Raw genomic sequence first — 25,744 nt, forward strand, 5'->3', positions numbered from 1 at the left:
CGCCGGACAGCCACCGCTCGGCGCGCGCGTCGACCCCGCAGAAGCCGTTTTCCCAGAGATTAGTTCCGACCTCACTTCCACCGGCGTCGTCTCCAGCGGCGACGCCACCGGCCGTTTCGCCGCCGACTCAGACCAGGACGGGGAGCAGCCCCGGCGGCGGCGTGACGAGCGAGCCGCCGACGACGTTGATCGCGTACGCGCCCAGTCCGAGCGCGAGCACGAGGAAGACCAGAATCCACCACAGCGGCACGGAACTGTCCCGGGACTCGACTTGACTCATGTCCGAGAGAGGTCGTGCCGTCAAGAAGAAAGTCCCGGTTCCGGCGCTCGCGACCGACCGACCCGAGCGCTACCGGAACAGCCGGCCGAGGAAGCCGCCGCTGTCGTCGTCGCCCTCGTCCTCCTCTTCGTCTCCGGTCGCCGCCTCGGCGCGGTCGCGGCTCTGCTCGGCGAACGGGATGACGTCGTCGCCGAGCTCCGCGGACTCGCCGGACTCGGCGTCCTCGACGGTGACGGCGTCGTCGCGGACCGCGGCGAACTCCTCCTCGCCGAGCACCGTCGTCCGCGCCGCCGCGCCCGCGTCGTCCTCCTCCGCCTCGTCGTCGATGATGACCGCGTCGTCCTCGTCCAGCTCCGGCGACGGCTCCGACGCCGCCGGCTCGGACCCGGCTTCGGCCTCGGATTCAGCCACGGACTCCGATTCAGCCTCGGCTTCGGCCTCGGATTCAGCCACGGACTCCGATTCAGCCTCGGCTTCGGCCTCGGATTCAGCCACGGACTCCGATTCAGCCTCGGCTTCGGCCTCGGATTCAGCCACGGACTCCGATTCAGCCTCGGCTTCGGCCTCGGATTCAGCCACGGACTCCGATTCAGCCTCGGCTTCGGCCTCGGATTCAGCCACGGACTCCGATTCAGCCTCGGCTTCGGCTTCGGGCGCTTCGGCTCGGTCCTCGTCGGCGGGGACGTCGACGGCGACGTCCGCGGCGGTGGTGGAGTCGTCGACCTCGGCGAGCGGCGGCCGGATCGGTTCGCCGGTGAGCGACGACGCGAGCGACCGGTAGGCGGCCGCGGCGTCGCTGCCGGGCGCGTACGTCGCCAGCGGCTCGCCGGCGTCGATGGCCTCGGCGACCGCGTCGTCCTCGGGAATCGTGCCGAGCACCGGCACGTCGAGCGACCCGGCGTCGGCGTCCGAGTCGGCGTGGGTGAGCGCGACGCCCGCGACGGTGCCGCCGAGCCGGTCGGTGAGGTCGCGGGTCTTCGCGGTGTCCGTGAGCGCGTCCCGCGTCGGCGTCGACACCAGGAGGACGCCGTCCGCGAGCGACAGCGGCAGCGCGGACTCGTGTGAGAGCCCGGCGGCGGTGTCGACGACGACGTACTCGGCGCTCGTGATTGCGGTCAGGACCTCCTTCAGCCGGGACGGGTCGGCCTTCCGGAAGGCGTCGAGCGAACTGCTGCCGGGGACGACGGCGAGGCCGTGCGGCCCCTCGTAGGTCGCCGCCGCCGGGTCCGCCTTCCCCGCGAGTACGTCGTGCAGCGTCGGGTCGTCGTCGTCCACGTCGACGCCGAGCGCCGCCGCGAGGTTCGCGCCGCCCAGGTCGCCGTCGACCGCGACGGTGTCGTAGCCCGCCGCTGCGAGCGTCGCCGCGAGGTTGGCGGCGGTCGTCGTCTTCCCGACGCCGCCCTTCGCGCTCGCGATGGCGTAGAGTTTCGGCATTTTACGGTTGATACGGTGGGGTGGCGTTATAAACTTGGTTCCCCGAACGAGCGTCCGAGGGAATCGGAGCGGCCGAAACCGGCGTCGTCGCCGCGGACGCACCCGAACGGTTCCGGGCGACGGCCCGACACCTCGGGTGTGATTACCCGACGCGGCTCGCCTCCAGCCGGCCTACTCGTCGTCGCGCCCGCCGTCCCGTTCGCCGGTCGGGCCGCCGGCCCCGTCACCGGGAGCGTCTCCGGCGTTTTCCTGGCCGTCTCCGGCGTTTTCCTGCCCGGCGTCGACGTCGGTGCTGGCGCGGAGGGCACGGCGGAGCCGGGCGGCGCGTTCGCGGACGGTGTCGGTGTCGGCGTCTGCGGCGATGGCGTCGATGAGCGCGTCGAGCGTCGCCGGCGACGGCTCGTCGGGGTGGTCGTCCGGGTTCACGCTCCGGAGCGCGTCCGGTAGCAGTCCGTCGTCGCCGCGCTGTTCGTCGTCCGAGATCCGGTCGTCTGGCACGGCAGACATGTTACTGTAGTAACGTTAAATCGGTGTCGTGTTTCTCGCCGGGCGGCGACGACCGTGTTATTCAACAGGTACTTACACGCAGGCCGGCGAACTGTGACGTAATGAGCAGCGACGCGGACGATGGACAGCCGAGCGAGGACCGCCGGAAGTACGAGTTCCGGAAGGTACTCGACGAACTCGACGAGTTCGAGGGGTCGGGGACTCAGCTCGTCACCATCTACATTCCCGAGGACAAGCAGATTTCCGACGTGGTGGCCCACGTCACCCAAGAGCACAGCGAGGCGTCCAACATCAAGTCCAAGCAGACCCGGACGAACGTCCAGGACGCGCTCACCAGCATCAAAGACCGGCTCCGCTACTACGACACCTACCCGCCCGACAACGGCATCGTCATCTTCTCCGGCGCCGTCAACGCCGGCGGCGGCCAGACGGACATGGTGACGCGGGTGCTGGAGTCGCCGCCGGAGCCGGTGCAGTCGTTCCGGTACCACTGCGACTCGGACTTCCTCACCGAGCCGCTCGAGGAGATGATGAGCGACAAGGGGCTGTTCGGCCTCATCGTCCTCGACCGGCGGGAAGCGAACGTCGGCTGGCTGAAGGGGAAGCGCGTCGAGCCCGTCAAGTCGGCGTCGTCGCTCGTCCCCGGGAAGCAGCGGAAAGGCGGCCAGTCCGCCCAGCGGTTCGCGCGGCTGCGGCTCGAAGCCATCGACAACTTCTATCAGGAGGTCGCGGAGATGGCGAACGACCTGATGGTGCCCGAGCGGCACAACCTCGACGGCATCCTCGTCGGCGGGCCGTCCCCGACGAAAGACGAGTTCCTCGACGGCGACTACCTCCACCACGAACTGCAGGACAAGGTGCTCGGGAAGTTCGACATCGCCTACACCGACGAGTCCGGCCTGTACGACATCGTCGACGCCGCCCAGGAGGTGCTCGCGGACCAGGAGGTCGTCAAGGACAAACGGCAGATGGAGGAGTTCTTCGAGAAGCTCCACACCGGCGAGCAGGCCACCTACGGCTTCGACGAGACCCGGCAGAACCTCATGATGGGATCGGTGGAGCGGCTGCTGCTCTCCGAGGACCTCCACCACGACGTCGTCGCGTACACCTGCCCGAACGACCACGACGAGTTCGAAATCGTAGAGCGACGCCACGACGTCCCCGAACACACCTGTACGACCTGCGGCGAGGAGGCCGAGCCCGGCGAGCGCGAGGACGTCGTCGAACACCTCATCGACATCGCCGAACAGCGCGGCACCGAAACCAAGTTCATCTCCACCGACTTCGAGAAGGGCGAACAGCTCATGGACGCCTTCGGCGGCATCGCCGGCATCCTCCGGTACGAAACCGGCGTCTAACCACACCTTCGACGCCGACACCGACGCTTCTCTCGTCGCCGCCTCCGCCGGGCCGGATCACTGCTCCAGCAGCGACTCGAACTGCCGACGGCGACGGTCGACGTCGAACACGGGCGTCACCGACGACGACTCCGCAAGCCGGCGGAGCGTTAGCGACACGTCGACGCCGGCGCGTTCGGCCTCGTCACGGAGCGCGCGGACGGACTGTTTCCGGAGCGCGAGCGACGGCAGCGCGCCGAGCAGCAGCGCGAACGCCACGCCGCCGCGGCCGCTCGGGAACGCCTCGGCGACGCGGCGGAACGGCGACGGCTCGGCGTCCGCCTCCGCGTCCGGGTCGACGTCCGGTTCCGCGTCGGCGTCGGCGCTCGGTGCCGCGGCGACGTCGAGACACTCGGTGCAGACGGCGGCGACTGCGGCGTCCTCGGGGGCGTGTTCGCGGAGCGCCGCCGGCACTCGGAACGTCACCGCGTCGGCGCCGCACGAATCGCAGGTCGTGCTCACACGGGTCGGTCGGGCCGCCGACGGCTAAAGCGTGCCCCGTCGCCGCCGGGAATCCGCGGCCGGGCCGAACGGGCCTGCCGGGCCGAACCTGTTTACCGTGCCGCGGCTGAACCACGGCCCGTTCGGATGCTGTTCGACTTCGGCGCGCTCGTCGTCGGCCTGGTGCTGTTGGTGTACGGCAGCAACCGAATCGTCGCGAGCGCGACGTCGCTTGCGCGGCACGCCGGCGTCTCCACGTTCTTCATCGGCGTCACGGTCGTCGCCGTCGGCAGCTCCATCCCGGAGATCGCGACGTCGGTGTACGGCGCCGCCTACGACACCGGCGGCTTCGTCGTCTCGCACATCGTCGGCTCGGCGACCTCCCAGATAACGCTCGGCATCGGCGTCGTCGCGCTCGCCGGGACGCTGACGGTGCCGCGCGAGAAGACGCGGCTGTACGGCGCCGAGATGGTGCTCGCGATGGCCGCGATGCTGCTCGCCGTCCGCTCCGGCGTCGTCACTCGCCTGGAGGGCGTCCTCATGGCGGCCGGCTACGCCGCGTTCCTCGCGGTCGGCTACGAACACGACGACTACCAGTCGATGGTCGAACGCCACACCGCCGACCGCGGCCCGCGGACCGTCGCGTGGCTCGTCGTCGGCCTGTCGATGGTCGTCGCCGGCGGCCACCTGCTCGTCACCGGCGCCCGCGGCGTCGCCGTCGCAGTCGGCGTCCCGTGGTACCTGCTCGGCGTCGTCACCGGCCTCGGCACCACGGCGCCGGAGATCGCCATCGCGCTGCTCGCCGTCCGGCGCAGCGAGGAGTCCGTCGCCGTCGGCACGCTGCTCGGCAGCAACATCACCGACCCGCTGTTCTCGCTCGGCGTCGGCGCCGCCGTCGACGGAATCGTCGTCGAACAGCCCGACACCGCGGTGGTGTCGACAGCGTACATGCTCGCCGCGTCGGTCGCGGTGCTCGCCGTTCTCTACCGGCAGCGAACCGTCCGGTGGCGCGACGCGACGCTGTGTCTGCTGCTGTACGTGCCGACGTTCCTCATCCGGTGACGAACCCGGAACCGCGACGGACGGAGCCGGCGGAAACCGAACCGAGAAACGAATCAGACAGAAACGGACGGAGAGAACCGGAACAGAACGAACCGGACCAGGACGCGCGGCGCTGCGGCGTCAGTCGGACGTCTCGACGATACCGGCTTCGGTTTCGGCGGCCGGGACGGCTTCAGCCTCCGCGACGGCCTCCGCTTCCTCCTCCTCTTCTTTCTTCGCCTTGATCTTCTTCAGCCGGAAGATCTCCTCGCGCTCCTGCTCTTCGAGCTTCTGCTCGATGAACTCCTGGTTCTCCTTCAGTTCGGGGAGCAGCTTGAACTCCAGGGCGTTGACGCGGCGCTTCGTCGTCTCGATTTCGGTGAGCATCTTCTTCATCGCCGTCTCGACCTCCGCGGCGAGGATGATGGACTCGAGCAGCTCCTCGTAGGCGTCGGCCGCCTCGTCGATGCGGGCCGACGAGCCGAGGAGGCCGTAGCCGCGCTCGTCGAGGTCCTTCTTCACCTTCGAGGACTCGATCTGCGGGACGACAACGCCCATGATGTTCTTCGACTGCGTCGTGATTTCGGGGTGCTCTTTCAGCGCCGCGGCGGCGCCGCGGACGGCGACGTCGCCCTCCATGGCGCGCGCCTTGTTGATGGTGTCTTGGGCCTCCTCGTAGTTCGTTTCGAGTTCGGAGCGGACGTCCTGCGCCTGGTCGAGGATGTCCATGAACTCCATGATGAGGCCGTCGCGCTTCTGTTCGAGGGTGTCGTGGCCGCGCTCGGAGAGCTCGATGCGGTCTTCGATCTCCATCAGGTTCTTCCGGGTCGGTTTGACGTCCTCGGCCATTCTTGGGAGGCGATTCCGTCCGGAGCAGGATAATAGTTGTTAGTTTCCGCGGCTCGGCCGGCGCGAACCGGCGGCCAGCCGGTCGGACGCCGCGGTCGCCGGCCGTCGCCGGCGGCCGCTCACCAGACCGCCTGCACCCTGTCGAGCCACGCGACGACCAGCGTGTGCGGCAGCGTCAGCGCGGCGACGACCACGAGGTACAGCGCCACCGCGCCGCCGACGGTCGTCGGCGAGTCGGGGACGACGACCCACGCGGCGGCCAGCAGCGCGAGCGCGGCGACGGTGAGCGGCGCGGCGTCGCGGACGAACCGCAGCGCCGCCCGCCCCGCTGCGGCGCCGGAGCGACTGCCGCTTCCGGCGGCCGGCCCGAACGCCGGCAGCGCCTGGACGCGCCGCACGTGCCGCAGCGAGTGCCAGAGACAGAAGTACAGCCCGACGGCGAGCAGCGGCGGGACGGCAAGGAAGAACAGCCAGAGACACGTCGTCTCCGCGGCGTCCGCGCGCCAGCCCGGCCCTCCGCCGGTCGCCCGGTAGCCGACGGCGAGGGACGCGGTCGTCAGCGCCGCGAGCGCGGCACCGGCGAGGAGCCGCGTCTCGAACGCCGTGAGCGCGGCGAGCGCGACCGCGCCGTCCGCGCCGAACAGCGCCACCCACGACTCGACGACCCGGCGGTACGTCTCCGGGGACGAGACCAGCGGCACGACCATCGGGAGGCCGCCGCGGACCGCCCCGGTCAACACGCGGTGGCGACGCGACGCGGGGTAGTCCGAACGCCGCGCTCGCAGCGCCGCGACGTCGCCGGCCCCCCAGTGCAGCCACGTCAGCGCGAGAAACGTCAGCGCCGCCGGCACCGGAGCGGCGAACCACAGCAGCGCGTAGGCGCCGCCCGCGACGAGGTACACCGCGCCGACGCCGGCCGCGGCGGCCGGAAGCGACCACCGGTCGGCGGCCCGCCACGGAATCACCGGGTCGACCGCGCCGTGCGGAAGGCCGAGGACGACCGCGCTGACGACGAGCGGCGCGACCCGGACGGCGGGCGGAAGCGGCGGGGCTGCGACCACCGCAGCGACGACCGCGAGGAACCCGAACAGGACCAGCCGGTCGCCCCACGGAAGCCGGTCCACCCCGGTCTCCGCCGCGACCGCGGCGAAAAACGCCGGGCGAGTCACCGCCACGACCGAACCGTCCGGCGAAGTTCGTCGGCCGCGCCGGTTTCGGTCACCCAGCGGTACAGCACGAGTCCCTGCACGACGAACAGGTTCGTGACGAGGAAGAACAGCGCCTCCTCGACAGGCAGGCCGAAGACGGAGCGCCCGGTCGTCCACGTCGGCGACAGCGACCAGATGCCGGCGTCGATGGCGACGCGGTCAGCGACACAGAGATAGAGTGTCGGAACGCAGACCGCGGTCGCGACGAGCCGTCGACGCGCCACCAGCGCGGGCGCCCCGACCGCCCACTGCAGCGCGAACACCGGCGCGGCCCACGCGAGAATCGCGCCGAGATACAGCGTCGGCGGCGACGCGAGCGCCGCCACGCCCGCCGCGCCAATCGCCGCCGCGAGGCCGACGGCCGCCACCCGGAGGCGACGCGGCGACGCCACCCGCGTCCGCTCCGCCGTCCGCGACCACTCGCGGGGGAGCGCCGCGAGGAACAGCGCGGTCAGTGTCGGCTGCGCGAGGAAGAACAGGTACTCGCCGACGGGGGCGTGCCACAGCGTCGCGGCGACCCGGCCCGGGCCGTACGTCCAGACGCCGACCGCGATGAGCGCGTTGTCCCACGGGACCGTGTAGACGACGGCAGCGAACAGAATCGCGAGCAGCCCGAGCGCGTCGAGGCCGAAATCGGCGCGGACGAGTCGGCCAGCGGCCGCCCGTCCGCCGTCGGGGACCGCTCGCTGACCGGGGCGCCGCGCACCGTCCCGCCGACGGCGGTGCCAGCGCCACGCGAGCGCCACCACCGGCGGCAGCACGAACAGCGCGTGGAACTCCAGGTAGGTCGGTTCGAACGGCATCGGTGACTCCGCGGCGACGCGAACCGGCCGGGAAACACCACTCGGCCGGCGGCGTCGCCGTCTTATCGGGCGGTGCCGCCGGTGGCTGATAAGGCCCCGCCCGCGGTTATCGACGCCGAGAACGGAGTCGCGTGCCGCCGTCGACGGCGATGCCGCTCCCGGCGGCGACGTGACGGATACAGAGCCCTGTCGAGCGATGGAAAATCGGGAGAATCCGCGGGCCGCGTGGGTTTGGTCGCCGCGCCGTCAGTCGGCGGAGACCTCTTCGGCGGTCTCGTCGCCCTCGGCGGCGGCGTCCTCGCGGTAGTGCTCCTCGATGAGGTCCTCGTCGATGCGGTTGAGCTCCGTCTTCGGGAGCGTCGACAGGAGGTCCCAGCCGATTTCGAGGGTTTCGTCGATGGAGCGGTTCGTGTCGAAGCCCTGGTCGACGAACTCGGCCTCGAACTGGTCGGCGAAGTCGAGGTACTTGTTGTCGCGTTCGGAGAGCGCTTCGCGGCCGACGATGTTCACGAGGTCGCGGAGGTCCTCACCTTCCGCGTACGCCGCGTACATCTGGTCGGAGACGTCGGCGTGGTCCTCGCGGGTGAGGCCCTCGCCGATGCCGTCGTCCATGAGCCGCGACAGGCTCGGCAGCACGTCGACCGGCGGCTGGACGCCCTGACTGTTCAGGTCGCGGTCCATCATGATCTGCCCCTCCGTGATGTAGCCGGTGAGGTCAGGGATGGGGTGGGTGTCGTCGTCGCCCGGCATCGTCAGGATCGGAATCTGCGTCACCGACCCGTCCTCGCCCTTGATGCGGCCGGCGCGTTCGTACAGCTGCGCCAGGTCCGTGTACATGTAGCCGGGGTAGCCGCGGCGACCCGGGACTTCCTCGCGAGCTGCGCCGATTTCGCGGAGCGCCTCGCAGTAGTTCGTCATGTCCGTGAGGACGACGAGCACGTGGTAGTCCTTCTCGAACGCCAGGTACTCGGCGGTGGTGAGCGCGAGCCGCGGCGTCACCGTCCGCTCGACGGCCGGGTCGTCCGCGAGGTTCATGAAGACGACCGAGCGTTCGAGCGCGCCGGTGCGCTCGAAGTCGTCCATGAACTCGTTCGCCTCCTCCTGCGTGATGCCCATGGCGCCGAAGATGACGGCGAACTCGGAGCCGTCGTCGTCCTCGCCGCCCTCCTCCGGCACCGTCGCCTGCCGCGCGATCTGCAGCGCCAGGTCGTTGTGCGGGAGGCCCGAGGCGGAGAAGATGGGGAGCTTCTGGCCGCGGACCAGCGTGTTCATGCCGTCGATGGACGACACGCCGGTCTGGATGAACTCCTCGGGGTACTCACGCGACACCGGGTTGATGGCGGCGCCGACGATGTCGCGCCGCTCGTCCGGGATGATCTCCGGGCCGCCGTCGATGGGCTGGCCGGAGCCGTCGAGCACCCGCCCGAGGAGGTCCTCGGTGACGGGCATCTTCAGCGTCTCGCCCAGGAAGCGGACGGACGCGTTCCGGTCGATGCCGGTGGTTCCCTCGAACACCTGGATGGCGACGACGCCCTCCTCGGATTCGAGGACCTGCCCGCGCTTCGTCTCGCCGCCCGGCGTCTCGATTTCGACGATCTCGTCGTATCCGACGGGCTCGTCGACCTCGGCGTACACCAGCGGGCCGCTGATTTCCGTGATGGTTTCGTACTCTTTCATGGTTCAGTAGAGCGAGCGGAGCTGCTCGGCGATTTCGGTCTGAAGCTCCTCGACGTACTCCTCCCAGTCCTCCTGGGTGGAGATGCGGTTGAGCTTCGGCGCCGCGTCGATTCCGGTGATGTCCTCGACGGGGACGCCGGCGTCGAGCGCGTCGAACGCCTCGTCGTTGAACGTCTGGATGGTTTCCAGAATCGCGTACGTCTTCTCCGGCGGGCAGTACATGTCGACGTCGATGAACGCGTTCTGCTGGAGGTAGCCCTCACGCAGGTAGCGCGCGACTTCCAGCGTGAGCTGCTGGTCCTCCGGCAGCGCGTCCTTCCCGACGAGCTGAACGATCTCCTGCAGTTCGCTCTCCTCGTCGAGCACGTCGACGGCCCACTGGCGCTTCTCCGGCCAGTCCTCCGCGACGTTGTCCTCGAACCACGGGTCGAGCTGCTCTTTGTACAGCGAGTACGACTCGTTCCAGTTGATCGCCGGGAAGTGCCGGCGTTCGGCGAGGTCGGCGTCGAGCGCCCAGAACGTCTTCACGATACGCAGCGTGTTCTGCGTGACCGGCTCGGAGAAGTCGCCGCCGGGCGGCGACACCGCGCCGATGACGGAGACCGAGCCCTCGCTGCCGTTGATGTTCTCGAAGTAGCCGGCGCGCTCGTAGAACTCCGCGAGCCGCGCGGCGAGGTACGCCGGGTACCCCTCTTCGCCGGGCATCTCCTCGAGCCGCGAGGAGATCTCGCGCATCGCCTCCGCCCACCGCGAGGTGGAGTCGGCCATCAGCGCGACGTCGTACCCCATGTCGCGGTAGTACTCCGCGATGGTGATGCCGGTGTACACGCAGGATTCGCGCGCCGCGACCGGCATGTTCGACGTGTTCGCGATGAGCGAGGTGCGGGCCATCAGCGGGTTGCCCGTCTTCGGGTCTTCCAGCTCCGGGAAGTCCTCGATGACCTCGGTCATCTCGTTGCCGCGTTCGCCGCAGCCGACGTAGATGATGATGTCGGCGTCGGCGAACTTCGCGAGGCTGTGCTGCGTGACGGTCTTCCCGGAGCCGAACGGCCCCGGAATCGCGGCCGTCCCGCCTTTCGCGATGGGGAACAGGCCGTCGAGGATGCGCTGACCGGAGACGAGCGGCGTCCGCGGCGTCCGCTTTTCGACGGTCGGCCGCTTCTCGCGGACCGGCCACTCCTGCCGCATCGTGATCTCCTCGCCGTTCTCCAGCGTCACGACCGGGTCTTCGACCGTGAACTCGCCGGCGCTGGTGCTTTCGACGACGCCGCCCTCGAAGTCCGGCGGCACCATGACCTTGTGGTCGATGGTGACCGTCTCCGGGACGACGCCGACGACGTCACCGGGTTCGACCGCGTCGCCTTCTTCGACCTCCGGAGTGAACTCCCACTCCTTCTCCAGGTCGATGCCGGGCGCGTCGACCCCGCGGTCGAGGAACGCGCTGTCCATCTTGTCTTCGAGCACGTCGAGCGGCCGCTGCACGCCGTCGTAGATGGCGTCCAGCATGCCGGGGCCGAGGTCGACGGTGAGCGGCTCGCCGGTGTTCTCGACGGGTTCGCCCGGGCCGACCCCGGACGTCTCCTCGTACACCTGAATGGTCGTGACGCCGCCTTCGATCTCGATGACCTCGCCCATCAGGCCTTCGTCGCCGACGTAGACGACGTCGTTCATCCGGGCGTCGAGATCGACGGCCGTCACGACCGGACCACTCACGCTGTTGATGCGTCCAGTGTCTTCGGTCGTGTCGGGTTCTGTCGCTTGACTCATGATTTGTTAGTCTTCGTCCTCCGCCATCAGGTCGATTCCGATGGCGCGTTTGATCTGTTCGCGCAGGCCGCTGCCGGCGCCGCCGCCGAGCGTGACCAGCACGGGTTCGACGCTCCCCTGAGCGGACTGCCGGACCTGCCGGGAGAGGTAGTCGAGGTCGTCGTCGAGCATCACGACGATACCGATGTCGTCGTCGCCGAGCGCGCGTTCGACGGCGTCGTCGAGTTCGTCGTCCTTCTGGTCGTCCGGGACGGACTCGACTTTGCGGACGCCGGCGAGACGGAAACCGGTCGTGAACTCGGGGCTGCCGACGACTGCGATTTCCTGACTCATAGCACCACCAGCTCCTGCTCGATTTCGTCCGGCTCGAGGCCGGCTTCCTTGCCGCGAGCGATAGCGCGGATGTTGTCGACTTCGCGCTCCTTCTCCAGGATGTACGACACGACGGCCGTCACCGACAGCGGGTGGATGTGGCCGAGCGTGTCCGCGTACTCGAGCAGCGCTGCCTCCAGCGCGTGCTCGAACGCGACGAGGCTGTCCGCCTCCTGAAGCTCCGTCAGCGCCGACGAGAGCTCGTCGCCGTACCGGCTATCGCGGATGTGCTGGACGAGCTCCTCCGGGTTCTGTGCGAGCGCGCGGAGCTGCTCGGCCGAGAACAGGACGCCGCCGTCGATGTAGTACTCGGCGGGGTCGATGTCGGTCCCCGACCGCGCGAGCCGCAGCCCGTTGATCGCGTTCCGGAAGTCGATCTCCGCTTCGAGGAACTCGCGGTACTCCGAGAGCGCCTCCCCGCGGAGGTCGTCCGTGGAGAGGAGCTCGTAGTACGACCGGTCGACGGCGTTCTCGAGCGGGACGAGCACGCCCGACGACTCGTAGTCCTCGTAGGCCGCCTCGAGCGCGTCCCCGAACACGGTGTCCGAGAGGACTTCGATCGCCTCCTCGATGGTGTTCGCGTCCAGCAGCCGCTTGATGCGGCGGTCGTCGAACTCGCCGGCGCGGATGAGGTCGGCTTCCACCGACTCGCGCTCCGTGTCGGAGTAGAGGCCGCGCAGCACCGTCTTGACGTTCCACGCGTCGAACTTCCGCAGGTAGCGGGCGACGCGGTCGTACAGCTTCCCCTCAGACCAGTCGAGGATGTCCTCGAACTGGGCGGCGAGGTTCCGGTTCAGCGCGTACTCGATGAGGTCGACGCCGGAGAACCGCGAGCCGAGCGCGTTCACTTCCTCGGCGTACGCCGAATCCTCCATGAACCGCGCGATCTCGGCGGGACTCATCCGAATGAGCTTCCGGTAGTCGTCTGCGTCGTACAGCGCGCCGCGCCGCGAGCTGATGCGGGCGGTGACGTACTCGTGGTTCGACGTACCGGCGGTGTTACTCATCGGTGAACAGTCGGTCACTCAGCTCCTTGAGGCTGTCCTCCCAGACGTCCTCGAGCAGCGAGTCGAACGTGTTGTTCACGCGGAGCCGCGACGTTTCGCTCTCGACGACGACGCCGCCGAGGCAGTCCGTGGTGCCGGCGACGGACCAGCCGTCGTACGACTCGATGACGTCTTCGACCAGCTCCTGGTCGTCCTCGCGGCAGTACACCGAGACGGAGGCCTTGTCTTCGAACTCGGCGGCCGCGGCGTCGACCAGCGTCCGGGTCAGCTCCGCTCGCCGGTCGCCGTCGATGTCGGCGATGGCGTCTTCGGTCGCCTCCCGGACCTCCTCGAGCACGTCGCGTCGCGCTTCGAGCCGCTCCTGTTTCGCTTCGAGCTTCGCGCTCGACAGCGTCTGTTCGCGCTCCTGTTCGATTTCGCGTTCCACCTGCTGCTCGCGCTGTTCGACGATGCGCTCCGCTTCCTCCTCAGCGTCGTCGACGATCTCCGCCGCGCGTTCGTCGCCCTCCTCGCGGATGTTTTCCGCACGCGCGCGGGCTTCCTCCCGGATGTCTTCGACGACTGTGTCCAAACTCATTGTGAAAGGAGAAGGCGGGGTTACACCAGGAAGATGGTGACCAGCGCGAGAATGACGAGGGTCTCCGGCAGGACCGTGAAGATCAGGCCCGTGACGAACAGATCCTCGTCTTCGGCGACGGCTCCGACCGCTGCGGAGCCGATGCCGCGCTCCGCGTAGCCGGCGGCGAGCGCCGCGAGGCCGACGGCGATCGCTGCGGCGCCGTCGTTAAGAAGAGCGGGGGAACTGTTCTGCAGTACAACGTTGGCCAGGTCGGTAGTGGATTCAATCATGGTTTTCGGATTGCTGATTGCCAGTCTCCGGACAGTGCGACGTTGGTTCCACAGTGGGCATAAAGCTTCCCAAAGAAATCGACCGAGGCCCCCGAATCCGGGGGGTAGACACCTCCGACTCTCGGTCCGCGGCGAGAAAAACGTGTCGAGAAGTTAACTCACTCCTCGGTGGTGAACTGCCGCTCCATCCCGAACGGGACGTACTCGGTGCCGCCGCCGTCGAAGAACTTCGAGAAGAACTCGTAGTACTCGAGGCGGACGGCCTGCAGACCGGCGGAGGTCACGCCGAGCGCGAGCACCAGCAGGTGCCCGACGACCAGGATGACGAGTCCGCCGAGGACGGACGCGGCGCCGCCGTGGACGAGGCCGCCGAACATGATGGCCTCCTGTCCGTACTCGGCGATGTAGTGGTCCGGCCCGTGGCTCAGCATGAAGTGGAACTCGCCGTGGGTCTGGTACGCGCCGAAGAACAGGAGGTTGACGACGAACGCCATCCCCGCCTTCGCGAGCAGCACCGCGGCGATACGGGTGTAGCTCAGCACGTTCACCAGCACGTCGAAGATCTCGAGAATCTCGGCCGGCGCGCCGATGACGAGCAGGAGCGCACCGAGCACGAACAGGCCGAGACCGACGTAGCCGACCGTCGGCGAGAAGCCGTTGAACCCGAGCGCGAACGCCGCGGAGGCGTACTCGCCGGTGGCCTCGGGCGCGGCGCCCGAGCCGTCGAAGACGGAGAAGATGAACGCCGGCTTCATGTCCTTGGCGACGCGGCTGAACACGAACAGCCAGAGGCCGTTCATGCCGAGCAGCCACGACCCCTTCTCGGTGAGCGCCGCCGTCCAGCCGTGGAACTCGAGCTCCTCGAGGAACCCGAAGACGTAGCCGATGTCGAGGTGGAAGAGCGCGACCAGCGTCGACACGACGATCCACGCCTGCGCCCAGTAGATGTCCGCGGGCTGGAGGCCCTTGTGAATCGGCGGGCCGTGCATGTGGAGCATGCCCTCCCAGACGTACGTCGAGATGAGGTGCAGCCCGAACACTTCGCCGTACAGCACGCCGAACAGCATCGTGAACAGGCCGGCCGCGATCGTGACGCCGCCCATCGACCGGAACGCCTTCGACTCGAAGCTCGTGTACAGGTACGCCCCGATGGCGGTGTACAGCAGCCCGTAGCCGAAGTCGCCGATCATGAACCCGAAGAACGCCGGGAACGTCAAGAATAGGATGACGGTCGGGTCGAACTCGGTGTACTTCGGGCGGCCGACCGCCTGCACCAGCAGTTCGAACGGCGAGACGATGCCGGCGTTGTCCTGCACGACCGGCGGCTCGTCGTCGCGCATCACGACGGCGGCGCCGGAGCCGTCCGCGACGGCGCGCTTCGCGTCCGCGTCGTCGTCCGCTGCGTCCGCGTCCGCGTCGGGGCCGGCGTCGGCGACCGACGGCGGCACCTCCTCGCGGAGCTGGACCTCGCCGTCGGCGCCGAACGCGGCGCGTTCGAGCTCCTCGATTTCGGCGTGGTTGCCGACGGCGTCCTGAATCGTCGAGGCGAACTCGGTGTAGCGCTCGGTCGGAATCCAGCCCTCGGCGACGAACGCGTTCTTCGTCGTCGCGAAGTCGAGCGGCGCCTCGGTCTTCTGCACCTCGATGGCGAGCGTCTCCTCGGCGGCGAGCAGGAAGCCGGCCGTGTCGTGTTTGACGGCCTCGAGTTCGTCTTCGACCTCCGCGATGTCGGATTCGAGCTCCTGCCGCTCGGCTTCGAGGCTGCGCAGGTACTCCTTCGGCGTCGTGTGGTCGGCGTCGACGTCAGGGACCGACAGCGCCGTGAACTCCGCGCTGACGAGCGCGTCGTCGAGCGCGCTCTCGTCTGCGCCGGGCTCGGGCCGCGCGAACACGGCGACGGTGTCGCTGTCGCCCTCGAACACGTCGTACTCGCCGAGGTCGGTCGCGCCGACGACGGCCCGCTCGATGGCTTCCGGGTCGCCCTCGCCGACGGCGACCTGCAGGTGGTCGTAGCCGGACAGCAGGTCGAGGTCGATGCCGAGGTCGACGAACGGTTCGAGTTCGTCGATTCGCTCCTCGACGCTCCGGAGCGACGACTGCAGGTCGTCGCGTTCGTCGTCGAGCGCGTTGACCCGGGTGCGGATGTCTTCGAGCTCCTCGTCGAGCGCCTCCTCGGTGACGATGCGGGACGGCCCTGCCTCGTCGTCCTCGATGCCGAGCGTGGATTTCAGCGCGCGGACCGTCACGAGCTTGTCCGCGGCGCCCTCGGCGCCTTCGATCGGCGACCCCTGTTGGAACCCCTCCCACGCGCCGTCGTACTCGGTGACGTGCAGGAGGTTCAGGTCGTGGACGGCCTCGATGACTTGCTGCAGGTAGCGCTGCGAGCCCGTCACCGACACCTTGCTCATCCGCTCAGGCCTGAGCATTCACCGCCTCCTCGAACTGCTCGACCGCGAACTCGACGGCCTCGTCGATGCGGTCGCGGGCGTCCTCGACGAGTTCGGCGCGTTCGCGGCGGCCGTTCTCCAGGATTTGTTCACGCTCCGATTCGATCTCCTCGCGGGCGTCCTCCAGCCGCTCGGCCTCGAGTTCGTCCGCTTCGGCTTCCGCTTCGGAAACGATCTCGTCCGCCTTCGACCTGGCCTCCGAGATGCGTTCCTCGCGGTCGGCCTCGGCCTCGGCGACGATCTGTTCAGCCTCGGCTTCGGCCTCTTTGACGCGTTCGAGAACTTCGGGTCTCGGCATGGTATTCGTCGGTTCGTGGTTGTGCCACCTGCGTATAAGGTGTTTGCGGAAACCGCCGGCGAACGAGCCAGCCGGGAGAACAGTCGGCGCCGCTTACGCGTCGGCCGGCTCCGGGGGCTCCGCGTCCGCTTCGGCGGCCTCAGCGCCCGCAGCGGCCGCGGCGTCCGGCTCGGCCGCGGCGTCTTCCGCTCTGGGTTCCGCGGCTGCGAGGTCGGCGTCCGGCTCGGGTTCGGCGGGCGAGATGCGGGCGAGCCGCATCGCGTTCCCGGTGACGCCGACGGTCATGCCGGCGTCGCCGACCAGCACCGCCGCCCAGATGGGGACGAGGCCGAACGGCACGGAGACGGCGAGCGCGGCCTTCGCCGCGAGGCTGCTCCAGACGTTCTGCCGGATGACGCCGTTGGCGGCGTGCGCGAGGTCGTACAGGTACGGGAGCTTCGAGAGGTCGTCGGCGAGCAGCGCGACGTCCGCAGTTTCGAGCGCCGTGTCGGTGCCGGCGGCGCCCATCGCGACGCCGACCGACGCGGTGGCGAGCGCCGGCGCGTCGTTGATGCCGTCGCCGACCATCGCGACGTCGCCGTGCTCGTCGAGCAGGTCCTCGACGGCCGCGACCTTGTCCTCGGGGAGCAGTTCGGCGCGCACCTCGTCGACGCCGACCTCGTCGCCGACGGCGCGCGCGGTCCGGTCGTTGTCGCCGGTGAGCATCACGGTGTGGAGGCCGTTCTCTCGGAGCGCCGCGACGGTCCGGGTGGCCTCCGGGCGGACGGTGTCCGCGACGGCGACGAGCCCTTCAAGGCGGTCTTCGGTGCCGACGAGCACCACTGTCTTCCCCTCCGACTGGAGCTTCGGGACGGTGTCCGACAGCAGGTCGAGGCAGTTGTTCCGTTCGCAGAGCGCGCGGCTGGTCTGCGTGACGACGCCGCCGTCGGTGGCGGCGTGGACGTGCGAGAGGTCGAAGCCGAGTTCGGTGAACAGGCCGGGTTTGCCGGCGTAGTGGGTGGTGCCGTCGAGCGACGCCGTCACGCCCTTCCCGGTGAGCCCCTCGAACGCCTCGACGTCGGGGTCGGCGACGCCGACGTCGTCGGCGTGCTCCACGATGGCGTCGCCGATGGGGTGTTCCGACCGGAGTTCGACGCCGCGGGCGCAGCGCAGCACGTCCTCGGCGGTGCTGTCGCCGAGCGGGACGACGTCGGTGACGCTGAGTTCGCCGGCGGTGAGCGTCCCCGTCTTGTCGAACGCGACCGCGTCGACGTCGCCCATCGCTTCGAGGTACCGGCCGCCCTTCACGAGGACGCCGTTCCGGGCGGCGCTGGTGACGCCGGAGACGACCGTGACCGGCGTCGAGATGACGAACGCGCACGGGCACGCCAGGACGAGCAGCGTCAGGCCGTAGACGACGTGCGTCTCCCAGCTCGCGCCGACCGCGAGCGGCGGGACGACGGCGACCAGCACCGCGAACGCGACGACGACCGGCGTGTAGTACGACGAGAATCGGTCGACGAACTGTTCGCGTTCGGTGCGTTCGGCTTCGGCGCTCTCGACGAGGTCGATGACGCGGGAGATGGTGTCCTCGCCGGCCTCGCTGGTCACCTCGACTTCGAGGTAGCCGCCCTCATTGATGGTGCCGGCGAACACCTCGTCGCCGACGGTCTTGTCGACCGGGACGGACTCGCCGGTGACGGGCGCCTGGTTCACGGCGCTGGTGCCGTCGCGGACGACGCCGTCGCGCGGCACGCGGTCGCCGGGGCGGACCGCGACGACCTCGCCGACGCCGACCTCGTCGGCCGGCACGGTCAGCTCCTCGCCGTCGCGGACGACCGTCGCTTCGTCCGGCGAGAGGTCCATGAGTTCGCGCAGCGAGTTCCGCGCGCGGTCCATCGAGTACCGTTCGAGCAGTTCGGAGACGCTGAACAGGACGGCGAGCGTCGCCGCCTCGAAGTACAGCGCCTCGGCGAAGACGACGCTGGAGACGACGGCGCCGACGATGGCGATGGTCATCAGCAGGTCGATGTCGAGGCTGCGCTGCCGCAGCGAGTAGTAGCCGTTCCGGAACACGTCGGCGCCGGCGGTCGCGGTCGCCGCGAGGTACAGCAGGTCGCCGACGAGCACTTCGCGGCCGGCGAGCGTCACCGACGGCCCGCCGAAGCCGCCGAACGGGCTCGCGAGCGCGAAGCCGCCGACGGTGAACACGCCCGCCACTGCGGTCTTGACGGCGCGGTCGCTCCGCCAGACGCTGCCGCGGTCGGCCGCCGCGTCGCCGCCGCCGTCCATCGACGTGCTGACGACGTCGTAGCCGGCGGCCTCGACGGCGTCGACGACGTCGTCCAGCGTGGCCGCGTCCGGGTCGAACGTCACGACGGCGGTGCCGCTGGTCGGCCGCGTCTCGTAGCCGGTGACGCCGTCGACGTCGCCGAGGGCGTGTTCGACCTTCCCGGCGCAGGAGGCGCAGTCCATCTCGGGCACCGACAGCGTCACGGTTCCGGCGTCCGCGTCCTCGACGTCGTAGCCCGCGGCCTCGACGCGCTCGGCGACGGTGTCGCGGTCGGCGCCGCCGTCGGCGAACGTCACCGTCAGCGTCCCGGTCGCCACCGCCGGGTCGACCGCGTCGACGTCGTCGAGCGTCCGGACGCTCCGCTCCACCTTCTCCGCGCAGGACGGGCAGTCCATCCCCGGCACCGACAGCTGGACGGCCGCGTCGCCGTCGCGGTCCGCGTCGAGAGCAGGCTCGGCGTCCGGCGCCCCGGCGGTTTCGCCGCCGTCGTCGCCGTGGCTGTGTCCGTCGCCGTCGTCGTGTGCGGCGGCGGCGGCGCCGGGGTCGCCGGCCGCGTCGTTCGATTCGTCGCTCACTACCCGACGCTAGCCGACGAACGGTTATTAATTCCGCTGTTAGAAACCCGGGCGCTAGTAACTATCCTTACTAACTTTTCCGGGACTGAGTATTAACTCCGGTCAGCGTGCGGAGCGGACGCGGTCGGCGGCGCGGCGGACGCCGGCGCGGAGCCGGGCGCGGCGAACGACGAGTTCCGCGGCGGCCCAGGCGAGCGCGACCGCGAGCGCGCCGACGGCGCCGGCGAACGCCCACGACCCCATCCAGACCGGCCGAATCCACGGCGTGACGTGCGCCCACCGCGTCGCGAACGCCGCGGCCGGGCCGGCGAGCGGCGTGCCGGCGAACGTGTTCTGCACCGACGCCGCGAACGTCGACGTGTCGCCGGTCCCCTGGATGAGTCCGGCCGAGCCGTGCAGCCGGTAGCTGCCGGTGACGCCGACGTCGGCCATCGTCGGACCGTTCGACCCGCCGCCGTACGCGACCCGTTCGGCGTCGTACGGCCCCCACGTCGCGAAGTACTCCCAGACGATCTTCCCGGTCGGCGTCACCTCGATGACGCGGTGGTTCAGCGAGTCCACGATGAGCGTGTTCCCGTTCGGGAGCCGGTCCGCGTCGCGCGGCCACGAGAGCTGGCCGGTGCCGACGCTCCACGTCTCCACCCACTCGCCGCCGCGTTTCGCGTACTCGACGACGCGGTCGTTCTCGGAGTCGGCGACGAGCACGGTCGGGTTCCCGGACTCGGAGACGAGCCAGTCGGGGTTGTGCTGCTCGTGCAGCACGTCGTGGTTGCCGTCGGCGCCGAGCCGATACTCGATGGCCTTCGTCGAGCGGTTAATGACGATGGCCTGGTCGAAGTTCCGCGGCGACACCAGGAACTCGCCGGGCGCGATGCGGTCGACGTCGTTGACGTGCGTCCAGTCCTTCGAGAAGCCGCCGTCCGTCGAGTTCGGGTAGTGCTTCCGGAACGTCCACTCCCACAGCACCTCGTCTGTGGTGCGGTTGTAGACGAACACGCGGTCGTCGCTGCGCTCGGCGGACTCGTTCCACTGCCGCATGTTCGCGACGACGAGGTTCCCGGACGGCAGCATGTCGACGTCGTGGGTGTCGTGGATGTCGAGGTGTTCGCGCCACACCATCTCCTTCGTCTCCGGGTTCAGCTCGAAGACGAGCGTCCCGTCGCGGTTCGTCGACACCACGAGGAGGTTCCCGTTGTCGAGCGGGTCGACGTCGTAGAACCAGTTCGCGCCGTGTTTCGACCCGTCGAACTGCCACTTCGTCGACCCGTCGGGGTTCACGGCGACCAGCCCCGCGGGCTTCTTCGTCGACCCCTGCCCCTGGAAGTGGAACCCCTGAATCGCGACGACGGTGGTGCCGTTCGCTTCGGAGGCGATGGTCCCGGGTTCGCGGCCGACCGTCCCCGGCGTGTCGCCGCCGCCGGGCGTCAGCGCCTGCACGCCGGCGGGCGCGAGCAGGCCGACGACGACGAGAAGCGCGACCAGCCGCGCCGCCCGGCCGCGCGAGAACGAGAAACGACTCATTGTCCCCGAAGGGGAAGCGGGCGGGTGAAACTCTTGTGCTTGCGGCCGGGAATCGGCCGAACCCGACGCGTCGACGGCGGCCGAACAGATACGACACGATGGCCGGGAACAGAACCGAACGAAGCGGAACGGAACGAAATGAGGCGGAACGGAACGAAATGAGGCGGAACGGAACGAAATGAAGCGGAACGGAACGAGATGAAACGAAACGGAGCGGAGTGAAGCGCGTCCGACCGCGGCTCAGACCGCGGCGGAGAGGACGCCGCCGGTGCGGACGAAGAAGTAGAGGACGAACGCCGCGGCGAGCACCCAGTGGCCCGGACGAGTCTCGTCGACGCGGCCGGTCGCGGCCTTCACGACCGGGAAGGAGATGATGCCGGCGGCGATGCCGTACGCGATGGAGTACGTGAACGGCATCGCGATGACGGTGATGCCGGCGGGAATCGCGACCGTCATGTCGCTCCAGTCGATGTCGACGAGGTTCCGGAGCATCACGACCGCGATGACGACGAGCGCGATGTGGCTCGCGTACTGCGGAATCGCGGCGGCGAGCGGGACGACGGCGAGCGCGAGCAGGAACAGCACGCCGACGACGAGCGCCGTCATGCCGGTGCGGCCGCCCTCCTCGACGCCGGAGGCGGACTCGATGTACGTCGTCACCGTCGAGGTGCCGAGCATGCCGCCGACCGTCGTGCCGATGGCGTCCGCCATCAGCGGCTTGTCGATGTCGGGGAGGTTCCCGTCCTCGTCGAGGAAGCCCGCGATCTGGGAGACGCCGGTGAGCGTCCCGGCGGTGTCGAAGAAGTCGACGAAGAAGAACGTGAACACGATGAGCGCGAAGCCGAACGCGTCGACGTTCGCGAAGCCGCCGAGGAACGCGCCGACGAGCGGCGAGATGTCGTAGCCGGCGGCGGAGTAGGTGAGCGAGTCGAGCGCCGGGCCGAGCGACGCGCTCGCGAGCGTCACGTCGAGTTCCCCCGCCGGGTAGGCGGCGTAGCCGAGCGCGGAGAGGACGCCGCCGAGCGCGGTGGTGCCGAGGATGCCGATGATGATGCTACCCGGAACGCCGCGGGCGTACAGCGCGAACGTGAACAGCAGGCCGACGACGCCGACGATGGCGACGGGGTCCTGTGCGAACACCGGCGAGAACTGGATGTACGTCGCCGGGTCGGACGCGATGACCCGCATCGCGTCGAGCCCGATGACCGCGAGGAACAGCCCGATACCGCCGCCGACCGCGAACTTCACCGGCTCCGGGAACACCCGGATGATGTACTCGCGCGCGCCGACCGCGGTGAGCAGAATGAAGATGAGCCCCTCGACCACGACGGCCGCGAGCGCCGTGTTCCACGGGATTCCGAGGCCGAGTACGACCGTGAAGGCGAAGAAGGCGTTGAGGCCGAGCCCCGGCGCCTGCCCGAACGGCCGGTTCGCGTACAGCGCCATGATGAGCGTCGCGACCGCGGCGGAGATGAGCGTCACCACCGCGATCATCTGCTGGACCTCCGCCATCGACGCCCCGATATCCGGCCCCGGGCCGTTGACGATGGCGACCGCGAGAATGCTCGGGTTGACGACGACGATGTAGCTCATCGTGAGGAACGTCGTCAGCCCCGCGACGACCTCCGTCCGGAGGTCGGTGCCGTGCTCCGCGAACCCGAAGTAGTCCGCCAGCGTGTCTGTCAGCGCCATATCGCACGGTTGTGAACATCTAACTTAAGCGTTGAGGTCTGAGACAGAATAGTATGCACTTACGTGCATATCTTTCGGCCCGCAGACCTCGCCGTCGGGGGTCGCGGCCTCGCTCGGTTCGCTGCCTTCCCACAGGTCTCCGCACGCCCATCGACGGCTTGGCCGCGCCTTACTCGAACGTCGTAAGCGCACCCACCGGCGCGTCGGTGATTTCGTCCGCGCGGTCGGTTCCCTCGTCGCCGACAGCGATGAGCGCGAACACGCCGGCGATTTCGGCGTCGGCCTGCAGCGCGATGTCGAGCAGGAGCTCCTGGGTCTCGCCCGAGCGGATGAGGTCGTCGACGACGAGGACGCGCTCGCCGGCGTCGACGACGCTCGCCGGGAGGTAGTAGGTGAGTTCGATGCCGGAGGCGAGCCGCTGGCGAGACTCGATGAACTCCTCGACCGCGGTCTCCTTCGACTTCTTCGCGTACGCGACGCGTGCGTCGAAGTGACTCGCCATCGCCGCGCCGAGCGTGATGCCGTCGGTCGCCGCCGTCAACACGACGTCCGGCGCCTCGAAGCCGAGCGACTCCGCGGCGACCGGCGCGACGAGGTCCAAGAACGGCTGGTCGAACACGACGCCGGAGTTGTCGACGTACCCCTCCTCGTCGAACCGGACGCGCGCCTCCAGTTCCTCCGCGAGCGTCTCCCGCCCGATTCCTTCCACGACCTCGCGGGCGCGCTCGGCGCCAGGGAGGACGTGGCCGTTCACGTACCTGTTCAGGTCGCCGGCCGGGAGCCCGGTGACCTCCGCGAGTTCGTCGTACGTCCGCGTCTCTTTCAACGTCCGCAGGACGGCGACGGCCTGTAGCTGGAGCGCCGCCTTCTCGGCTCGGTTCATAGTATCTGTGCGCGTTCGTGCAACTATGAACACTTCGAATCAGTGACGGCCGAGAAACCAGCAGAACCGTGCGAACGTCGGGCGCGGTCAGTCGTCCGCGTCGTCGGCGTCGCGGCCGGCGAGCAGGTCCGAGGCGGTGAGCAGCGACTCCAGTTCGACGCCGTGTTCGGCGAGGCGTTCGGCGGCGCCCTCCTCGCGGTCGACGACGACGAGCACCCGGTTCACGACGGCGCCGGCGTCGCGGAGCGCCTCGACGGCGTCGACGGCCGACTGCCCGGTCGTCGCGATGTCCTCCAGCACGACGACCTCCTCGCCCTCGGCGAGTTCGCCCTCGATTCGGTTCCCGGTGCCGTACTCCTTCGCCGACTTCCGGGCGATGACGTACGGCCGGCCGGTCTCGACCGCGGTCGCGGCGACCAGCGGAACGGCGCCGAGGGCGACGCCGGCGAGTTTCGCGTCGCCGACGCGGGCGGCGAACGCCTCCGCGATGCGTTCGAGGCAGTCCGGGTCGGTTTCGAACCGGTACTTGTCGACGTAGTACTCGCTGGTCCCGCCGTGGGACAGTTCGAACTCGCCGAACAGCACCGCGTCGGCCGCGCGGAGCGCCGCGACCAGTTCGTCGAGGTCGGCGGCGCGGTCGCCGGAGGCGTCACTCGTCATGTCCGATTCGGGGCGCCGCCGGGGCGAAAGTCTGCCGATTCCCGGCCGGGCGCCAGGACGGACTGCGCCGCGTCAGTCGGCGGCCTCACACCGCTGGACGACGCTCGGCGGGATGGGCGCGTTCACTTCGTGCGCCGAGATGGTGTGCGTCGCGGCGCGGCCGTCGAAGACGACGCGGTAGGTGGCGCCCTGGCTCGGGCAGGCGAGCGCGCTCCGGCCGGTGACCGTCACCGTCCCGTTCCCAGTCCGGAGTTCGGTCCACGGGACGCGGGTGCCGGCGTCGTCGACGACGTACACGCGGTCGACCGACGGGACGGGGCCGTCGGGGTGCCGGATGACGATGGCGGTGTCGTTGCCGCCGGTGTCGACGGTGAACGCGAAGCCCTCCGGGCGGTCGATGGGTTCGCCGCCGATGCCGGTCGCGACGGCGCCGCCGATGCCGGCGACGGACGCGGCGGCGACGAGCATCGCTCCGAGCGCGAGCACCGGGAACATCGCCCGGGTCTGCCCGCGCCAGCCGTAGTCCGGCCCGTCCTCCTCCGGGTCCCACATGGTCGAGTCGGCGCCGCGACCGGGCTAAAACGCGTCGCCCCGATTCTCAGCGTCGATTCTCGAAGGGGTCACCACGGCTCGTTCTTCAGGCCGAGCAGGTACGCGCCGACGTTCGTCACGACGTGCAACACGGGCGTCGCGACGACGACGACGAGCAGCCGCGGCGGCGTGAACGTCGCGGCGACCCACTGGGGAGCCAGCAGCGCCGCGAGCAGCAGCGCGCCGACGACGAAGTCGAGCTGGTCCAGGCCGGGCACGGCGGCGCCGCGCTCCCGGCCGAGTCGGCGCTTCAGGAACGACGCGCCGATGTCGCCGAGCATCGCGCCGAGCGCCAGCCCGACGGCCGCCGGGAGCGGAAACGACGGGAGCGGGACGCCGAGGGCGTCGCCGACCGCGGGCGCGGCGGCGTCGAGGACGAGCGCGAGCGCGACGCCGACACCGGTGCCGACGGCGGTGCCGCGCCACGTCTTCCCGTCCCCGAGCAGGCGACGGCCGTTGAGCGTCCGACCGGCGTCGATGGGGCGGCCGCCGCCGGACAGCACCGCGGCGTTGTTCGGCACGTACGCCGGCAGCATCGCCCACAGCGCCACCACGACGGTTTCGAGCCACGGCGTCATTACGCGGGTGTCCGTGTGGCTCCCGTTTAGAAGCGTGGGTTCGGGGCCGACACCGCACGGCGGCCGCGACGACACCGCACCGCGACCGCGACGACACCGCACCGCGACCGCGACGACCCATCACCTACGGCCCGTCGGACGCGCGGAGCCGGTGCGTCTGACGTACAAACTTATGCGTGGGCCTCTACAGTAGCCCTACATGGGCATCATGAGCAAAATCCTCGGCGGTGGCGGCACCCACAGCTCCGAGGACTACGTGGAGCTCGACCTCGACGACGTCGAGAGCGCCCGCGGTGGCGCCGGCATGCAGGTACACATCGCCGAGATCAGCGACCAGCAGGACGTCATCGACATCAAGGACGCCGTCTACGACGGCGACTTCGTCATCGCCGACATCACGCGGCACTCGACGACCGACCAGACCGTCGAGCGCATCATCGACGAACTCCGGCAGGTCGCCTCCGAGGTCGACGGCGACATCGTCCAGAAGGGCGACGACCAGATCATCATCACGCCGACCGGCGTCACCGTCTCCCGCGAGAAACTCAACTCCTGAGGCGGCCGCCGCGGTTCTCCGAGCCGCCCCGTCCGACGC

At 69.6% G+C, this 25,744-nt stretch carries 25 protein-coding genes; 3 read left to right on the forward strand and 22 right to left on the reverse strand.

Features of this window, described 5'->3' with window-relative positions:
* Window positions 1-127: 127 nt before the first annotated feature.
* The 3 genes from ACQUS7_RS03965 to ACQUS7_RS03975 all read right to left on the reverse strand — a co-directional run bounded on the left by ACQUS7_RS03965 (window position 128) and on the right by ACQUS7_RS03975 (window position 2,212).
* Complete coding sequence (locus ACQUS7_RS03965; RefSeq protein WP_435127500.1) at window positions 128-280, reverse strand: hypothetical protein; 153 nt, start codon at window positions 278-280, stop codon at window positions 128-130.
* 69 nt (window positions 281-349) lie between these two features.
* The gene (locus tag ACQUS7_RS03970; RefSeq protein ID WP_435144820.1) at window positions 350-1,714 is read right to left on the reverse strand and encodes a P-loop NTPase; all 1,365 of its coding nucleotides are present in this window, start codon (window positions 1,712-1,714) and stop codon (window positions 350-352) included.
* Between the two features lie 171 nt (window positions 1,715-1,885).
* Window positions 1,886-2,212, reverse strand: coding sequence for a hypothetical protein (locus ACQUS7_RS03975; RefSeq protein ID WP_435144823.1), 327 nt, complete (start codon window positions 2,210-2,212; stop codon window positions 1,886-1,888).
* A 110-nt stretch (window positions 2,213-2,322) separates the two neighbouring features.
* Here ACQUS7_RS03975 and prf1 point away from each other — a divergent pair, with 110 nt between their 5' ends.
* Complete coding sequence (prf1, locus tag ACQUS7_RS03980) at window positions 2,323-3,579, forward strand: peptide chain release factor aRF-1 (protein ID WP_435144826.1); 1,257 nt, start codon at window positions 2,323-2,325, stop codon at window positions 3,577-3,579.
* A gap of 57 nt (window positions 3,580-3,636) precedes the next feature.
* Here the strand turns inward: prf1 and ACQUS7_RS03985 are convergent, their stop codons facing one another.
* A complete protein-coding gene (locus tag ACQUS7_RS03985) occupies window positions 3,637-4,080 on the reverse strand; it encodes a DUF6276 family protein (protein ID WP_435144829.1) in 444 nt (147 codons plus the stop codon).
* 126 nt (window positions 4,081-4,206) lie between these two features.
* Between ACQUS7_RS03985 and ACQUS7_RS03990 the strand changes: the two genes are divergently transcribed.
* Entirely contained in the window at window positions 4,207-5,121 is a 915-nt protein-coding gene (locus tag ACQUS7_RS03990; protein WP_435144832.1) for a sodium:calcium antiporter, read from the forward strand.
* 120 nt (window positions 5,122-5,241) lie between these two features.
* Here ACQUS7_RS03990 and ACQUS7_RS03995 read toward each other — a convergent pair whose 3' ends face one another.
* The 18 genes from ACQUS7_RS03995 to ACQUS7_RS04080 form a co-directional block, all read right to left on the reverse strand.
* On the reverse strand, window positions 5,242-5,949 hold the full coding sequence (locus ACQUS7_RS03995; protein ID WP_435144835.1) for a V-type ATP synthase subunit D: 708 nt from the start codon (window positions 5,947-5,949) through the stop codon (window positions 5,242-5,244).
* A gap of 119 nt (window positions 5,950-6,068) precedes the next feature.
* Window positions 6,069-7,073: a Brp/Blh family beta-carotene 15,15'-dioxygenase gene (locus ACQUS7_RS04000; protein WP_435144838.1), complete on the reverse strand. Its 1,005-nt coding sequence runs from the start codon at window positions 7,071-7,073 to the stop codon at window positions 6,069-6,071.
* 41 nt (window positions 7,074-7,114) lie between these two features.
* A complete protein-coding gene (locus ACQUS7_RS04005) occupies window positions 7,115-7,960 on the reverse strand; it encodes a lycopene cyclase domain-containing protein (protein ID WP_435144840.1) in 846 nt (281 codons plus the stop codon).
* Between the two features lie 246 nt (window positions 7,961-8,206).
* Window positions 8,207-9,637 carry an ATP synthase subunit B gene (locus ACQUS7_RS04010; protein WP_435144843.1) on the reverse strand — a complete coding sequence of 477 codons (1,431 nt, stop codon included), beginning with the start codon at window positions 9,635-9,637 and terminating at the stop codon, window positions 8,207-8,209.
* Window positions 9,638-9,640: 3 nt separating this feature from the next.
* Complete coding sequence (locus tag ACQUS7_RS04015) at window positions 9,641-11,404, reverse strand: ATP synthase subunit A (protein WP_435144846.1); 1,764 nt, start codon at window positions 11,402-11,404, stop codon at window positions 9,641-9,643.
* 6 nt (window positions 11,405-11,410) lie between these two features.
* Window positions 11,411-11,737, reverse strand: a complete 327-nt coding sequence (locus ACQUS7_RS04020; protein ID WP_435144849.1) for a V-type ATP synthase subunit F — start codon at window positions 11,735-11,737, stop codon at window positions 11,411-11,413.
* Window positions 11,734-12,783 carry a V-type ATP synthase subunit C gene (locus ACQUS7_RS04025; RefSeq protein ID WP_435144852.1) on the reverse strand — a complete coding sequence of 350 codons (1,050 nt, stop codon included), beginning with the start codon at window positions 12,781-12,783 and terminating at the stop codon, window positions 11,734-11,736. Before ACQUS7_RS04025 ends, ACQUS7_RS04020 begins: the two co-directional genes overlap by 4 nt.
* Complete coding sequence (locus tag ACQUS7_RS04030) at window positions 12,776-13,360, reverse strand: V-type ATP synthase subunit E (RefSeq protein ID WP_435144855.1); 585 nt, start codon at window positions 13,358-13,360, stop codon at window positions 12,776-12,778. Before ACQUS7_RS04030 ends, ACQUS7_RS04025 begins: the two co-directional genes overlap by 8 nt.
* 20 nt (window positions 13,361-13,380) lie before the next feature.
* Window positions 13,381-13,632, reverse strand: a complete 252-nt coding sequence (locus ACQUS7_RS04035; protein ID WP_435144858.1) for a F0F1 ATP synthase subunit C — start codon at window positions 13,630-13,632, stop codon at window positions 13,381-13,383.
* A 158-nt stretch (window positions 13,633-13,790) separates the two neighbouring features.
* The gene (locus tag ACQUS7_RS04040) at window positions 13,791-16,058 is read right to left on the reverse strand and encodes a V-type ATP synthase subunit I (RefSeq protein WP_435127472.1); all 2,268 of its coding nucleotides are present in this window, start codon (window positions 16,056-16,058) and stop codon (window positions 13,791-13,793) included.
* A complete protein-coding gene (gene ahaH / locus ACQUS7_RS04045) occupies window positions 16,045-16,377 on the reverse strand; it encodes an ATP synthase archaeal subunit H (RefSeq protein WP_435127471.1) in 333 nt (110 codons plus the stop codon). Before ahaH ends, ACQUS7_RS04040 begins: the two co-directional genes overlap by 14 nt.
* A gap of 93 nt (window positions 16,378-16,470) precedes the next feature.
* The gene (locus tag ACQUS7_RS04050; RefSeq protein ID WP_435144862.1) at window positions 16,471-19,224 is read right to left on the reverse strand and encodes a heavy metal translocating P-type ATPase; all 2,754 of its coding nucleotides are present in this window, start codon (window positions 19,222-19,224) and stop codon (window positions 16,471-16,473) included.
* A gap of 102 nt (window positions 19,225-19,326) precedes the next feature.
* Window positions 19,327-20,745 carry an aryl-sulfate sulfotransferase gene (locus ACQUS7_RS04055; RefSeq protein ID WP_435144865.1) on the reverse strand — a complete coding sequence of 473 codons (1,419 nt, stop codon included), beginning with the start codon at window positions 20,743-20,745 and terminating at the stop codon, window positions 19,327-19,329.
* A gap of 240 nt (window positions 20,746-20,985) precedes the next feature.
* Window positions 20,986-22,437, reverse strand: a complete 1,452-nt coding sequence (locus tag ACQUS7_RS04060; RefSeq protein WP_435127466.1) for an NCS2 family permease — start codon at window positions 22,435-22,437, stop codon at window positions 20,986-20,988.
* A 169-nt stretch (window positions 22,438-22,606) separates the two neighbouring features.
* On the reverse strand, window positions 22,607-23,320 hold the full coding sequence (locus ACQUS7_RS04065; protein ID WP_435144868.1) for a phosphoribosyltransferase family protein: 714 nt from the start codon (window positions 23,318-23,320) through the stop codon (window positions 22,607-22,609).
* An 87-nt stretch (window positions 23,321-23,407) separates the two neighbouring features.
* On the reverse strand, window positions 23,408-23,980 hold the full coding sequence (pyrE, locus tag ACQUS7_RS04070; protein WP_435144870.1) for an orotate phosphoribosyltransferase: 573 nt from the start codon (window positions 23,978-23,980) through the stop codon (window positions 23,408-23,410).
* A 72-nt stretch (window positions 23,981-24,052) separates the two neighbouring features.
* Window positions 24,053-24,532 carry a hypothetical protein gene (locus ACQUS7_RS04075; protein WP_435127460.1) on the reverse strand — a complete coding sequence of 160 codons (480 nt, stop codon included), beginning with the start codon at window positions 24,530-24,532 and terminating at the stop codon, window positions 24,053-24,055.
* Window positions 24,533-24,600: 68 nt separating this feature from the next.
* On the reverse strand, window positions 24,601-25,149 hold the full coding sequence (locus ACQUS7_RS04080) for a CDP-2,3-bis-(O-geranylgeranyl)-sn-glycerol synthase (protein WP_435144872.1): 549 nt from the start codon (window positions 25,147-25,149) through the stop codon (window positions 24,601-24,603).
* Between the two features lie 199 nt (window positions 25,150-25,348).
* On the opposite strand from ACQUS7_RS04080, the gene ACQUS7_RS04085 reads away from it, so the two are divergent.
* Window positions 25,349-25,705: a cell division protein SepF gene (locus tag ACQUS7_RS04085; RefSeq protein WP_435127457.1), complete on the forward strand. Its 357-nt coding sequence runs from the start codon at window positions 25,349-25,351 to the stop codon at window positions 25,703-25,705.
* Window positions 25,706-25,744: the final 39 nt, after the last annotated feature.

Origin of the sequence: Halobaculum sp. P14, assembly GCF_051195155.1 — an archaeon.
Classification (GTDB): Archaea; Halobacteriota; Halobacteria; order Halobacteriales; family Haloferacaceae; genus JBNTKA01.

Excerpts from the sequence above, each read along its gene's own strand:
- ACQUS7_RS04035 (WP_435144858.1), bottom strand. The coding sequence starts at position 13,632 with ATGATTGAATCCACTACCGACCTGGCCAACGTTGTACTGCAGAACAGT.
- ACQUS7_RS04075 (WP_435127460.1), bottom strand. The coding sequence starts at position 24,532 with ATGTGGGACCCGGAGGAGGACGGGCCGGACTACGGCTGGCGCGGGCAG.
- ACQUS7_RS04025 (WP_435144852.1), bottom strand. The coding sequence starts at position 12,783 with ATGAGTAACACCGCCGGTACGTCGAACCACGAGTACGTCACCGCCCGC.
- ACQUS7_RS04085 (WP_435127457.1), top strand. The coding sequence starts at position 25,349 with ATGGGCATCATGAGCAAAATCCTCGGCGGTGGCGGCACCCACAGCTCC.
- ACQUS7_RS04040 (WP_435127472.1), bottom strand. The coding sequence starts at position 16,058 with ATGCTCAGGCCTGAGCGGATGAGCAAGGTGTCGGTGACGGGCTCGCAG.
- ACQUS7_RS03970 (WP_435144820.1), bottom strand. The coding sequence starts at position 1,714 with ATGCCGAAACTCTACGCCATCGCGAGCGCGAAGGGCGGCGTCGGGAAG.
- ACQUS7_RS04030 (WP_435144855.1), bottom strand. The coding sequence starts at position 13,360 with ATGAGTTTGGACACAGTCGTCGAAGACATCCGGGAGGAAGCCCGCGCG.
- ACQUS7_RS04005 (WP_435144840.1), bottom strand. The coding sequence starts at position 7,960 with ATGCCGTTCGAACCGACCTACCTGGAGTTCCACGCGCTGTTCGTGCTG.
- ACQUS7_RS04020 (WP_435144849.1), bottom strand. The coding sequence starts at position 11,737 with ATGAGTCAGGAAATCGCAGTCGTCGGCAGCCCCGAGTTCACGACCGGT.
- ACQUS7_RS03990 (WP_435144832.1), top strand. The coding sequence starts at position 4,207 with ATGCTGTTCGACTTCGGCGCGCTCGTCGTCGGCCTGGTGCTGTTGGTG.
- ACQUS7_RS04065 (WP_435144868.1), bottom strand. The coding sequence starts at position 23,320 with ATGAACCGAGCCGAGAAGGCGGCGCTCCAGCTACAGGCCGTCGCCGTC.
- ACQUS7_RS03995 (WP_435144835.1), bottom strand. The coding sequence starts at position 5,949 with ATGGCCGAGGACGTCAAACCGACCCGGAAGAACCTGATGGAGATCGAA.
- ACQUS7_RS04060 (WP_435127466.1), bottom strand. The coding sequence starts at position 22,437 with ATGGCGCTGACAGACACGCTGGCGGACTACTTCGGGTTCGCGGAGCAC.
- ACQUS7_RS04010 (WP_435144843.1), bottom strand. The coding sequence starts at position 9,637 with ATGAAAGAGTACGAAACCATCACGGAAATCAGCGGCCCGCTGGTGTAC.
- prf1 (WP_435144826.1), top strand. The coding sequence starts at position 2,323 with ATGAGCAGCGACGCGGACGATGGACAGCCGAGCGAGGACCGCCGGAAG.
- pyrE (WP_435144870.1), bottom strand. The coding sequence starts at position 23,980 with ATGACGAGTGACGCCTCCGGCGACCGCGCCGCCGACCTCGACGAACTG.
- ACQUS7_RS04015 (WP_435144846.1), bottom strand. The coding sequence starts at position 11,404 with ATGAGTCAAGCGACAGAACCCGACACGACCGAAGACACTGGACGCATC.
- ACQUS7_RS04080 (WP_435144872.1), bottom strand. The coding sequence starts at position 25,149 with ATGACGCCGTGGCTCGAAACCGTCGTGGTGGCGCTGTGGGCGATGCTG.
- ahaH (WP_435127471.1), bottom strand. The coding sequence starts at position 16,377 with ATGCCGAGACCCGAAGTTCTCGAACGCGTCAAAGAGGCCGAAGCCGAG.
- ACQUS7_RS04055 (WP_435144865.1), bottom strand. The coding sequence starts at position 20,745 with ATGAGTCGTTTCTCGTTCTCGCGCGGCCGGGCGGCGCGGCTGGTCGCG.
- ACQUS7_RS03965 (WP_435127500.1), bottom strand. The coding sequence starts at position 280 with ATGAGTCAAGTCGAGTCCCGGGACAGTTCCGTGCCGCTGTGGTGGATT.